Origin of the sequence: Paenibacillus alvei DSM 29 (assembly GCF_000293805.1) — a bacterium.
GTDB lineage: Bacteria > Bacillota > Bacilli > Paenibacillales > Paenibacillaceae > Paenibacillus_B > Paenibacillus_B alvei.
This window is the reverse complement of record NZ_AMBZ01000005.1, coordinates 475,765-486,517: the sequence shown is the minus strand read 5'-3', so window position 1 is coordinate 486,517 and position 10,753 is coordinate 475,765. Positions and strand designations below refer to the sequence as shown.

Sequence of the window (10,753 nt, the reverse complement as noted above, 5' to 3'; positions counted from 1 at the left end):
CTGTAAAGAATGTAATGTCATGATTCCAGATGATGAAGATGACGAGGAGGAATCAGTGTGAACCATGCAGAGGTTGCAGAAATCGCCGCACGTGTTGCTGTAGAGACTGTGCAGAAGGAGCAAGACAAACAACGGAAGAATCAACGAGATAGACGTTTGCGCAACACAAGGCTGCTGCTGAAAAACTATCGTCGTTTCGCAGTTCACGCTACTAATCTTAAAACCGAGTTGAGCGAAATTGATATGCTGGAACAGGCAGATATGTTGGATCAAGATCAGTCCATTGAATCAATCAAGCGTTCGAAGGAACGGACTATAGCAATCGTAAAATTCGTCGATGAAATGTTGAAGGTTTATAAAGTATTATGTGAATCAACTGGACGAGCAGAAGATATGAGACGTTATGAAACTGTGTACCAGATGTACATCGCAGAGGAGAAAAAGACGGCTGATCAAATAGCAGAATGCCACTCCTGCGACAGGAGTACAGTCTTTAGGGATTTGAAAGCAGCCACAAATGCATTAACGGCGCTGTTTTTTGGGGTTGACGGTGTTTGGCAGTCGTGCGACTAAATTGCCACTGTTTAACGATTCATAAGATGTTAGTATGGTAGTGTGAAATAATTTAAAATAGTGACTGCAATCCAATTATGTTATCTCTCATCCTCAATATAGCCGCTCCTTCGGGGGCGGCATTTTTATTCATATCATTAAGGGATGGTGGCGATAGGCGACTTTATGAATGTGCTCGTCGATCAATGCCCATAGTTAACATCAAGACTAGACAGGGTGATTAAATGGAAATTAAACATGGAAGCATTTTTAAATTGGGGCGACATCGATTAATGTGTGGAGACAGCACCCTTGCTCAGGATGTCGCGAAATTGATGGACGGGCAGCAAGCCGATATGTGTTTTACCGATCCGCCATATGCCGCTTTTGGCAGCAGCAACGGAATGATCAACGGAATTGTAGATACGAAAATGGTCGAACCATTTATGCGTGCGGTGTTAGGTGGGATAAAGTCGATCACGAAAGACTTTGCGCATATCTATGTATGTTGCGATTACCGGAGTTATCCGGCATGGCGAAAAAGTGCAGATGTGCTCTTCTTGCCTTTGAAAAACCTAATTGTATGGGTGAAAACGCGAGGTGGCGGGCTAGGATCGCATTACACGCATTGTCACGAATTTGTGATGTTCTTTCATCGGGAACCAGATATCAATAAAATCGCCATGAAAGACAAAAAGAGCGGCGCTCGTCGGGTAAACGGGCGGGGGAATGTGTGGTTTTACAATAAGGTCATTCGGAAGCTATCCGAGAAATTGCACAACGCAGAAAAGCCGCTGCAAATGGTGATTGACGCAATCGAAAATTCGAGCGACAAAGGCGATATGGTTGTCGATCTTTTTGGTGGTTCGGGAACAACACTTATAGCTTCGGAGCAAACGGAACGTGTATGTTACATGATGGAAGTGGAACCAGAGAATTGTCTGACAATCATTAAGCGCTGGGAGCAAGAAACAGGGGAGAAAGCGGAAGTGATGAGATGAGTCGTTGATTATTCGACGACTTTTTATTTTGTACAGAAAGGGTGAACGACAATGGGAACCGTTGAACTCAAAGATTTGAAACCAGGTTCGTATGTAGCTGTGAATGGAGAAATAACAACCAAGGAAAGAGTTGAGCAGCTTATTGAATCTGGATTCCGTCCGTCTTCTCTCTATACAGTGTCAGAAGCGTTTATAAAAGATGCTTTGGACGCACTTCATCGTGATCGGATGGCCGTAAGAGAACCAGAAGATTATTGCGCCCCTGATCAACATGCAAAACGAATTATCTATTAATAAGGAGGGTTGGACGTGGATCGAAGATATAAGAGTTGGCTCACACCAGAAGGGGCTAAGAGAATAGCGCAGGAACGAGATCACATATTGAAAGTCGCGCTGCCACAACTACGTGAATCAGGTGCAAACCCAAAGGAACGGATAGATTTGTTGAGACGTGTATTGTACTTGAATCAACTGTTGAACTATAACGGCAATCCAAAATGTAGTAGCTAGCTGTTCTTATATTTTTGTATAGAAAAATGGAGTTGATATCATGTCAGGTATTAGTGTTGATGACCTATTTAAACGCATCCAGAAAAACGTCGAGGAATTAAACAATCTGCTACCGACAGCGGAAGAAGCCGCCAAGTCAGCACATAAGCATTTGAAAATGGTTGAATACCATTTGGATAAAGCGAGGGGTGAAAGTCGTGAATAACACATGTAACAAATGCAAGCATGAATTTGATATCGATATTCAGACCCGTGTACTTTACGATGACGTAGAAGAGGTGTATTTCACTTGTCCTAACTGTTCCGAGCATTATCACAACACGTTTACAAATGCGAACATTCGAAAAAAGATAATGCAGATTCAGAAGGCCATTATAAACGGCCATGTAAAACGTAGGGATAAGCTCAAACGCCAAGTGAATGAGATGGTTGCAACTCTTAAAGAAGAGGTCAAGAACCGTGGAGCGGAGGTGATGCATTGAGGAAGTTAGGAGACATTGTTGAGCTGGTCAAGCATGGCGGGAAACCGGAGTACGATGAATTAAAGTTTGCACTACTTGCTTATGTTTCGATGATGAACATCGAGCACCTTCAGCTTAGAGAACAGCTACTGAGAGACAGTCCACAACCTAAGTTCATTAGGGAAGCGAAGGTAAAGAACTCTTTCGATATGTACAAAGGGGCGCTAGAGACATCACCGAAAGAATGGCTAGGGATGAAAGGATGACAGCAGAGTTTATACGGGCGGTAGGTTCTTTCCAGGGGGGTGGGGGCTATGCGGGTGCTCGCGACCCCGAAATCCGGCCGAGTATGAAATTTAAAAATCATTGTGCATGTGCATGTTAGGAGGTGTTTTGCGTTGGATATCGAGAAGTTATTCAAAGGTATAGATGGAAAAGTATGTATTTCCTCAAAGGGCGTTCAGACGGTGCTCGGTATCCACCGGAACACGCTAAACAACTATGTAAAACAAGGATTGGAGCGGGTGCAAACTGGTTGGTTCGAACTAACAGCTGTAATTGAATTCATGGCTGAAAAAAGGGTGCAGATTCGGAAGACGGCGAAGAGTCACTTGCACAAATGAAGCTCCGGTATGAAGCGCTTTTGAAGAAAGAACAAGCCGAGGCAGCTACATTGAGGAATGAGGTTGAGCGCGGCGAGTACATACGTCGCGATGAGGCCATAGGCGACTTGCAGCGATTCTTTGTAATACTGCGACGCAGCCTAACGGGTTTTAGCCGTAAAGTCGCTACTGAGATCGCTCCCTATGTCTCGCCAGAGCAAGCTAGGCAAATTGAACAAAACATTGCGGACGTTGTGCATGGTGTGCTCTTGCAAATGTCAGTGAGGGGCGTCTATGACGCGAAAAAAGAAGCAACAGATTGAAGAGGTTGCGCCGTGGATTGTAGAGGCTGCAGCAATTCTACGGCCGCCTGAAAAGCTTACCGTTTCTGAGTGGGCAGACAAGTTTCGTATCTTGGATTCGAAGAATTCTGAGCCAGGTCAATGGAATGCGGATCGTACTCCATATTTACGTGGAATCATGGACGCGATGAATGATTATCGCGTTGAAGAGATCGTATTCGTCAAGCCCACGCAGGTTGGCGGTACGGAATCGTTGAATAACATGCTGGGGTATATAATAGCTCAGGATCCGGATCCAGCACTAATTGTTTACCCGACATTGGAGCTTGCCGAGTATACCAGCAAAAACCGGATCACACCTATGATACAACTTAGTCCGGCAACTGCTGATAAACATCGGCCAGACGAAAGTAAACTGCTTGAGATCCAACTTGACGGCATGTATGTAGTATTATCAGGTGCCAACAGTCCGGCATCCCTTGCTTCCCGACCTATCCGGTATCTTTTTATGGACGAGGTAGACAAGTTTCCTAAAAATGCGGGAAAAGAAGCAGATCCAAGAGCGTTAGCACGGGAGCGTACTAGGACTTTCACATTCAATCGTAAGATAGTCCAGACTTCGACGCCTACGGTACGTTCAGGGCCGATATGGTCCGCTCATGAAGGGTGTTCAGTAAAACTTCAATACTTTGTACCTTGTCCACACTGTGGACATTATCAGACTTTCGTCTTTAAACGGCGTAAAACAGGCGGCGGAATCGTCTACGATTCAACGCTATCGCCAGACGAAATCAGAATGACCGCTTATTATGAATGTGAAAAATGCCTTGGAATCATCCGCGACATGCACAAGCCCGGAATGCTCCGAGCAGGTGAATGGAAAGATGAAGACGGTAAGCACCGCCTCGCTAGTAAGACATCGTTCCGGATTAATGCCATTTATAGTCCGTGGCTTCGTTTTGGTGATGTTGCCTATGAGTTTGTAACATCGAAAAACGATCCAGACTTGCTCATGAACTTTATTAATAGCTGGTTGGCTGAGCCTTGGGAACAAACGACAGTCAAGATGAATAGTTCTGAGTTGGCACAGCGATCAAGTGATTATGTAGATGGTGTTGTTCCTCCAGATGCGTTACTTCTTACAGGAGGCGTCGACGTCCAGAAAGATAGATTCTATTACACGATCCGTGCCTGGGGCGAGGGGATGACAAGTTGGAACGTTCGTCATGGCTTTTGCGAGACCTGGGACTTTATCGAAGAGGTTATGAACTTGCCGTACTATACACCAGATAGCATTGAACACTTTGTAGCGTTATGCGCTATTGATTCAGGCTATAACGCTGACGATACTTACACGTTTTGCAGCATGAACAGCGAGTGGGCTGTGGCAGTTAAAGGTGCATCAGGAGAACTGAAAACGAAATACACCCTTACAACATTAGACCGCATAGAACGCGGTCTTTTTGGTATTAGTTTGTTTATCCTTGATACCTCATACTACAAGGATTTCATTGCAAATCGTATAAATCGAGAAGTAGACAAACCTGGAGCGTGGTTAGTCTATGACGGATGCGACGAGGATTATACTTCGCAGGTAACTGCCGAACATAAGGTTAAAGAGAAAGTAGGCAATAAAACGATAGAAGTATGGCGCAAAAAAACTACATCTGCTGATAACCACTATCTCGATTGTGAGGTTTATGCCGCCTTTGCTGCTGATCACTTGGGTATTCGGTATCTAAAACGAGCGGCACTGCCTGCACCACCAGTTGCTAAACCGAATCTTGCGGTAAAACCCATACGGCCGGGACCGGTTGTCCATAGAAGTAGTTGGGTGAAAGGAGGAATCTGATGGATGACCAGCAAAAGGAACAGCTCAGAGAACGTTTGAAAAAGATAAACGAAGCGATTGATGCTGTTATGTTCGGTGGTCAGGAGTACACCATCGACAATAGGCGTTTGCGCCGGGCAGATTTGTCGACACTTCTTGCGGAGCGGGACCGGCTCGAAAGGCAGCTCGCGATCATAGATAATGACGGCATCTTCACGGCTGCCGTCTTCTGGAGGAGGTGACAAACGAAATGAACAAACTGGATAAGATGATTGCCGCCGTGTCCCCGCGCTGGGCATACAAGCGTGCAGCCTGGCGGCGGGGCATGTCCGTGTTTGACTCAGGCAGCGTTGACCGCCTCTCGCTCAACTGGAATCCGCAATCTGGCTGGAATGAGCAGCGCGTTAGGATGGAGCGCGAACTGATCCGGGCCCGTGCCCAGGACATGGAACGAAACGGCGACATCGGCAAGGCCATTCTTGCTGCTTTTCAGCGCGGCGTCATCGGAGAGGGCCTTGCTCTGCAGTCGAAAGCAGAAGGTGACACAGCCGAAAAGATTACAGAGCTTTGGAAGGATTGGACAAAAGCAGAAAACTGCGATGTCACAGCTGCTCAAGACTTTACGGAGATGCTGGAAACGATATTAACCCGCCGTATTGTTGACGGCGGGATTTTTATTTACAAGGCCTTCACCGACGACAAAAGGTTCCCGTTTAAGATTCAACTGCGGACCGTGGATGAGCTTGACACAACGTTATCCGTAACCAATATCGAGCCGACAAAGGGGAACGAGGTTATCGACGGCGTGGAGATCAACGCACACGGCAAGCATGTTGCCTATTATTTTAAAAAATACAAGGGAACATTGCAGGTGCAAGGTGAATTCGTCCGAATTCCGGCAGAAGACGTGATTTTTTGGCACCACAAGTCAGATCCGCGTCAAGTCCGGGAAATATCCGAATTGGCGACATCACTCAACCGGGTTAAAGACGTAAATGAATTTCTTGAAGCGGTGAATATCAAGGAACGAGTACTGGCTTGTCTCAGTGTCTTCATAAAGAAGGCTCTTCCAGCGGGACCGGCTGGCCGTCTGAACAATATGATCAAGCCAGTTGAGGGGCGATATGATGGCATGTCGCTTGAGCCTGGCATGATTGGCGAGCTCAACCCGGGGGACGAGGTTCAGACGGTCATACCGTCCGGACAGTCCTCGAATACCGCGCAGCACGTCATGACCATGCTGCGCCTGATCGGGGCCAGCGTAGGGCTGAGCTATGAAGCAATCAGCAGGGACCTGGGCAATGTGACATACTCCAGTGCCCGGCAAGGTGTCGTAGAGGATCGGAAGACGTACAAGCGCTATATTCGATCTTTGGTGAACCGGGTTCTAACGCCGATTTTTTACGAGTTTGTAGGGTCACAGATTCTTGTTGGAGCGCTGCCGGTACCGCCAAAGGCGGACATCACGGCGCTTGCCAAACATGCATGGATCCCATCGGGCTCCGCCTGGATTGACCCGACGCGGGAAGTCGCAGCCAACAAGGTAGCACTTGAGACCAGTCAGACCACATTAGCCCGCATCTGCGCAGAAAACGGGGAAGACTGGCGCGAAGTCATCGAGCAGCGCGTTGCCGAACGGCTGCTCGAACAAAAACTTATGGGAGGTGTAAAAGGTGACCAACATAGCAATTCCGGCGGTGCTGCATAGAAGCGGGCCGAAAACAGGCGAGCTGACGCGCGCCTGGAGCATCGACGGATCGACGATCAACGAAGAGGAACGCACCGTCGAACTGTCGTTCAGCTCAGAGGAGCCGTACCGCAGATGGTTTGGAAATGAAATATTGAGCCATGACAATGGAGCTGTTGATTTATCACGGTTGCAGGATGTTGGCGTTCTACTCTTTTCCCACGGTCGCGATGCCAAATATGGACGAATGCCTATCGGAACGGTAGAAAAGTCATGGGTGGATGCAAGCACCAGAAAAGCCCGCGCCCTTGTGCGCTTTGACGATGATGAGGATTCCGACAAGGTATTCCGAAAAGTCGTTAAAGGCGTAATCAAGGGCGTTTCTGTTGGTTACAGCGTAACCAATTGGGAGGAAGTGAAAGCAGGCAGCGTGTCCGCAAATGGACGCCATCAAGGACCGGCATATGTGGCTCTGAAGTGGCAGCCATTTGAAATTAGTATCGAGCCTACCCCGGCCGATCCAACGGTTGGGGTTGGTAGAAGCGCTGAGCCGATGCCAGCGCCACAAATAAATGAAGGAGATGACAAACATATGCCAGGATTGAAGCATATTGCCCTTGCAGCTCAGGGGCTTGTACACGCACCAGATGCAGGAGGAGTGCCAGGCGCAACGACTGGAACAGCAACAGAACCTAATGGAGAAGCAGCTAGAGCAGCAACTGATGCGGAGCTTGCTCGTACATTGGAGATTATGGACTTATGTCGGGAATTCTCCGTTGATCCTGCTGAGTATATCCGGAATAAATCAACAGTTGCTTCCGTAAAGGATGCTATTCTTGAGCAGATGCGCAGTACGAGACAACCGCATACACCTGCATTGGGTACAATTCAGGTAACTGCAGAAGAAACAGACAAGATCCGCGCAGCTGCTTCCGATGGCTTGTTGATGCGTTCCGGGGTTCATGTTGCGAGTCCGGCACCAGGAGCACATGAGTTCCGGGGAATGAGTCTTCGCGATATCGCCATCGACTGCTTGCAGCGGGAGGGAGTAACAAACGCGCACCGTATGGATGCTGAGCAACTAATGCGTACTGCACTTAAACGCGACGGAAACAATATGTCTCCTGACAGTACGTTCCAAGGCATTGTTTCAAACGCAGTAACGAAAACATTGTCAAACGCTTACCAGGAAGTGCCTACGACTTTCCAACAATGGACAAGTAGAGGGAGCAACCCGGATTTTAAGGCAGCCGAGCACTATCGCATTTCAGAGGCGGGAGAACTGGAGAAGACACCGCAAAATGGAGTAATCCCGTTTGATGATCCGATGAAGGACGAGAAGGTTACAAAGAGCGTGCTGACATATTCAAAACGCTGGGGTTTTACTCGTGAAGCTTTCATCAATGACGACTTATCCATGCTCAACCGCGTGCCACGGGCGTATGTTGCAGCGGCCAAACGCGGTTTAAACCGACTTGTATATAAGATGCTAGCAGCGAATCCGGTTATTTCAGACGGTAAGAATTTGTTTCATGCGGATCATAAGAATATTGCTAGCATCCTCGGGGTACCGAATGAGGCAACTATGGATGAAGCACGCACGGCAATGCGTCGACAAAAAGCGATCAGAGGCTTATCTACTCTTAACCTTCAGCCTAAGTTCATGCTAATCCCAGCTACATTAGAAACGGCTGCAAGTAAATTTATCGCTTCTCCGGCGGGCTTGGAGAGCAACAATAGCGGCATAGTTAACGTGTTCCGTAACGCTACACAACTTATTGTTGATGCTGAGTTGGATGAATATAGTACAACAGCGTGGTACTTAGCCACAGATCCAATGGCTGCAGATACGATTGAGGTTACTTACTTACAAGGTAAAGAAGAACCTACTCTCGAATCACATGTTGCTTTCGACCGTCTCGGTATGGAATTCCGTATCTACTTCGACTACGGCGTTACAGTCCTGGATAGCCGGGGCTTGTACATGAATGCCGGTAAATAAGGAGGATCCACATGACTAAAAAACTGATTGCGAAAACACCGATTGGCTATGCTGGTCACCTGCTTTCCCGAGGCGATAACGTTCGAGAGTACATTCATGATGAAGAGTTCATCAAGTTGCTTATCGAAGGTGGCCATGCCGAGGAAATAGAAGTGGACGAGCAGCTGGAAGTTGAACAGTCTGTTGCTGAGGAGCTAGAGCATCAGGAACCAGAAGCATCCGAGACACCAACACCGGTAGAAGAGGAGCCAGAACTAGAAGCTCAGGAGGCACCAGAGCCAGAAGAGCCAGCTACTGGTAAGAAGAAAAAATGAAGAGTTTCAATGATTTCTTAAATGATGACTTGCTCATCTTTGTTAATCCAGCCGAGATGGGCGAAAAGGCTATCGTCGACGGCAAGGAGTTGTGTGTGACTATCACGCACAACTCCATCGACGAGCGCAAGCGTCTTATCTCTAGGGGGTACGACATCGACCCACGAGGCGTATACAACGTCATGATGACGATGTATGTACGACTGTCTGATCTTGGCTTTGTGCCGGTTAAGGGGCAGCCCATGATTGTGAACGAGAAGGAATATATAGTCATCGGGGCTGGAGAGGAAAAAGGGCTTGTTACCGTAAGATTGGAGCGAAACGGTCATGATTACATCTGATGCTAAGTCCTTTAAAGAGGCAGCAGTAGCCGTGAAAAAGCTTGCCCAGAAAGCACCAAAAGCCGTTAACCGGGCTTTCAAACGAACCGGTCAGCGGCTCCAGACAGTGGCCGTACAGGAAGTCCGCAAGGAATACCTTATCCGAGCTGGCGACGTGAAAAAGTACGGTAACTTGAAATTGACTCAGACAAATGATGAGCTCGTGTTCAAATCGAAAGGTCAAAATATACGGCTCATCAAGTTCAAAACAACACCGACGAGGCCTGTTAAGCGACGACCAAAAGTCTTGAAGGCCGCCGTTAAGAGGGGCAACAAAAAGCCAATAAGCGGGGCTTTTGTTCAAAATATGCGAAACAGCAGCCTGGGCGTATATCGCCGTACAGGAAAGAGCAGGTTGCCAATCGAGCAGCTGTACGGTCCTGGTGTACCGATCATGCTCAACTCAGCAAAGATCCGGGACAAGCTACAGAATGAAATGACAAAGAAGCTTGAAGAACGTCTTACTCATGAGATGGATCGAGCTATGAAGGAGGCCGGATTTAATTGACTGTTTCACTGCTAGTACGTAACCTGGCTGACCACCTTCGGGAAGTGTTGGCGACATACCATACAGCCCAAGGCGCAAAAGCAGGTGAGCTGGATGGCGAATACAAGCCAGTTAATGTGTTTGAATGGTACGTTCCCCTGCCTGATCAAAAACGACGGGAATCGGATTATCCGTTTATCGAGGTGCGGCCATATCACGGTAAGCGTAATAAAGATGAACGGTACGTGTCCATAGAACTCACTTGTGGCGTATTTGGCCGTGCCGAAGAAGAACCGAATGGTACCAAGAACACGAGCCCCGGAGCGTACGCTCTAATTAATCTAATGGAGTATGTAGAGACTGAACTGCTCCGTCAGCCAGTCATTGGTGGACGGTTCCGGATACGTCCAGAATATGAATGGACAATTCCGGAGGAACAGCCGTATCCGTATTTCCTTGGCACAGCTATCACACAATGGGATCTACCCAATATAATCGACGAAAAAGGAGCGATAAAAGCATATGGCTGATTTTTTTCACGGCTCGCGAGTTCGCGAGAAGGATACACCAGTAACAGGCACGACAGTATCAACGTCGTTGCCTGTTTTTTTGGCACTGCGCCAA

Annotated in this window: 17 protein-coding genes; all 17 read left to right on the top strand. The window is 47.7% G+C overall.

Annotated features, from left to right (window positions below):
• Positions 1 to 57: 57 nt before the first annotated feature.
• Positions 58 to 573 (top strand): hypothetical protein, encoded by a 516-nt coding sequence (locus PAV_RS19215; RefSeq protein ID WP_005543834.1) that lies wholly within the window; start codon positions 58 to 60, stop codon positions 571 to 573.
• 224 nt (positions 574 to 797) lie between these two features.
• Positions 798 to 1,553, top strand: coding sequence for a DNA-methyltransferase (locus PAV_RS19210; RefSeq protein WP_005543833.1), 756 nt, complete (start codon positions 798 to 800; stop codon positions 1,551 to 1,553).
• A gap of 51 nt (positions 1,554 to 1,604) precedes the next feature.
• Positions 1,605 to 1,847 (top strand): hypothetical protein, encoded by a 243-nt coding sequence (locus PAV_RS19205; protein ID WP_005543832.1) that lies wholly within the window; start codon positions 1,605 to 1,607, stop codon positions 1,845 to 1,847.
• Positions 1,848 to 1,862: 15 nt separating this feature from the next.
• Positions 1,863 to 2,063, top strand: a complete 201-nt coding sequence (locus PAV_RS19200; RefSeq protein ID WP_005543831.1) for a hypothetical protein — start codon at positions 1,863 to 1,865, stop codon at positions 2,061 to 2,063.
• 40 nt (positions 2,064 to 2,103) lie between these two features.
• The gene (locus tag PAV_RS34790) at positions 2,104 to 2,268 is read left to right on the top strand and encodes a hypothetical protein (RefSeq protein ID WP_005543830.1); all 165 of its coding nucleotides are present in this window, start codon (positions 2,104 to 2,106) and stop codon (positions 2,266 to 2,268) included.
• Positions 2,261 to 2,545 (top strand): hypothetical protein, encoded by a 285-nt coding sequence (locus tag PAV_RS19195; RefSeq protein ID WP_005543829.1) that lies wholly within the window; start codon positions 2,261 to 2,263, stop codon positions 2,543 to 2,545. The genes PAV_RS34790 and PAV_RS19195 overlap by 8 nt, the downstream gene beginning before the upstream one ends.
• Positions 2,542 to 2,790 (top strand): hypothetical protein, encoded by a 249-nt coding sequence (locus tag PAV_RS19190; RefSeq protein WP_005543828.1) that lies wholly within the window; start codon positions 2,542 to 2,544, stop codon positions 2,788 to 2,790. Before PAV_RS19195 ends, PAV_RS19190 begins: the two co-directional genes overlap by 4 nt.
• Before the next feature lie 132 nt (positions 2,791 to 2,922).
• Positions 2,923 to 3,147, top strand: a complete 225-nt coding sequence (locus PAV_RS19185) for a hypothetical protein (protein ID WP_005543827.1) — start codon at positions 2,923 to 2,925, stop codon at positions 3,145 to 3,147.
• The gene (locus tag PAV_RS19180; protein ID WP_005543826.1) at positions 3,144 to 3,449 is read left to right on the top strand and encodes a hypothetical protein; all 306 of its coding nucleotides are present in this window, start codon (positions 3,144 to 3,146) and stop codon (positions 3,447 to 3,449) included. Before PAV_RS19185 ends, PAV_RS19180 begins: the two co-directional genes overlap by 4 nt.
• Positions 3,421 to 5,280 (top strand): phage terminase large subunit family protein, encoded by a 1,860-nt coding sequence (locus tag PAV_RS19175; protein ID WP_005543825.1) that lies wholly within the window; start codon positions 3,421 to 3,423, stop codon positions 5,278 to 5,280. Before PAV_RS19180 ends, PAV_RS19175 begins: the two co-directional genes overlap by 29 nt.
• Positions 5,280 to 5,501 carry a hypothetical protein gene (locus tag PAV_RS19170; protein ID WP_005543824.1) on the top strand — a complete coding sequence of 74 codons (222 nt, stop codon included), beginning with the start codon at positions 5,280 to 5,282 and terminating at the stop codon, positions 5,499 to 5,501. The genes PAV_RS19175 and PAV_RS19170 overlap by 1 nt, the downstream gene beginning before the upstream one ends.
• Positions 5,502 to 5,509: 8 nt before the next feature.
• Positions 5,510 to 6,967 (top strand): phage portal protein, encoded by a 1,458-nt coding sequence (locus tag PAV_RS19165; RefSeq protein WP_005543821.1) that lies wholly within the window; start codon positions 5,510 to 5,512, stop codon positions 6,965 to 6,967.
• A complete protein-coding gene (locus tag PAV_RS19160) occupies positions 6,933 to 8,948 on the top strand; it encodes a prohead protease/major capsid protein fusion protein (RefSeq protein ID WP_005543819.1) in 2,016 nt (671 codons plus the stop codon). Before PAV_RS19165 ends, PAV_RS19160 begins: the two co-directional genes overlap by 35 nt.
• 11 nt (positions 8,949 to 8,959) lie before the next feature.
• Positions 8,960 to 9,262 (top strand): hypothetical protein, encoded by a 303-nt coding sequence (locus PAV_RS19155; protein WP_005543817.1) that lies wholly within the window; start codon positions 8,960 to 8,962, stop codon positions 9,260 to 9,262.
• A complete protein-coding gene (locus PAV_RS19150) occupies positions 9,259 to 9,603 on the top strand; it encodes a hypothetical protein (protein ID WP_005543815.1) in 345 nt (114 codons plus the stop codon). The genes PAV_RS19155 and PAV_RS19150 overlap by 4 nt, the downstream gene beginning before the upstream one ends.
• Positions 9,590 to 10,150 carry a phage tail protein gene (locus PAV_RS19145; RefSeq protein ID WP_005543813.1) on the top strand — a complete coding sequence of 187 codons (561 nt, stop codon included), beginning with the start codon at positions 9,590 to 9,592 and terminating at the stop codon, positions 10,148 to 10,150. The genes PAV_RS19150 and PAV_RS19145 overlap by 14 nt, the downstream gene beginning before the upstream one ends.
• Positions 10,147 to 10,659, top strand: coding sequence for a hypothetical protein (locus PAV_RS32520; protein WP_005543811.1), 513 nt, complete (start codon positions 10,147 to 10,149; stop codon positions 10,657 to 10,659). Before PAV_RS19145 ends, PAV_RS32520 begins: the two co-directional genes overlap by 4 nt.
• Positions 10,660 to 10,753: the final 94 nt, after the last annotated feature.

What these genes read in the sequence shown, in the direction of transcription:
- PAV_RS19145 (WP_005543813.1), top strand. Translation starts at nt 9,590, where the DNA reads ATGATTACATCTGATGCTAAGTCCTTTAAAGAGGCAGCAGTAGCCGTG.
- PAV_RS19170 (WP_005543824.1), top strand. Translation starts at nt 5,280, where the DNA reads ATGGATGACCAGCAAAAGGAACAGCTCAGAGAACGTTTGAAAAAGATA.
- PAV_RS19205 (WP_005543832.1), top strand. Translation starts at nt 1,605, where the DNA reads ATGGGAACCGTTGAACTCAAAGATTTGAAACCAGGTTCGTATGTAGCT.
- PAV_RS19175 (WP_005543825.1), top strand. Translation starts at nt 3,421, where the DNA reads ATGACGCGAAAAAAGAAGCAACAGATTGAAGAGGTTGCGCCGTGGATT.
- PAV_RS34790 (WP_005543830.1), top strand. Translation starts at nt 2,104, where the DNA reads ATGTCAGGTATTAGTGTTGATGACCTATTTAAACGCATCCAGAAAAAC.
- PAV_RS19210 (WP_005543833.1), top strand. Translation starts at nt 798, where the DNA reads ATGGAAATTAAACATGGAAGCATTTTTAAATTGGGGCGACATCGATTA.
- PAV_RS19165 (WP_005543821.1), top strand. Translation starts at nt 5,510, where the DNA reads ATGAACAAACTGGATAAGATGATTGCCGCCGTGTCCCCGCGCTGGGCA.
- PAV_RS19155 (WP_005543817.1), top strand. Translation starts at nt 8,960, where the DNA reads ATGACTAAAAAACTGATTGCGAAAACACCGATTGGCTATGCTGGTCAC.
- PAV_RS19150 (WP_005543815.1), top strand. Translation starts at nt 9,259, where the DNA reads ATGAAGAGTTTCAATGATTTCTTAAATGATGACTTGCTCATCTTTGTT.
- PAV_RS19180 (WP_005543826.1), top strand. Translation starts at nt 3,144, where the DNA reads ATGAAGCTCCGGTATGAAGCGCTTTTGAAGAAAGAACAAGCCGAGGCA.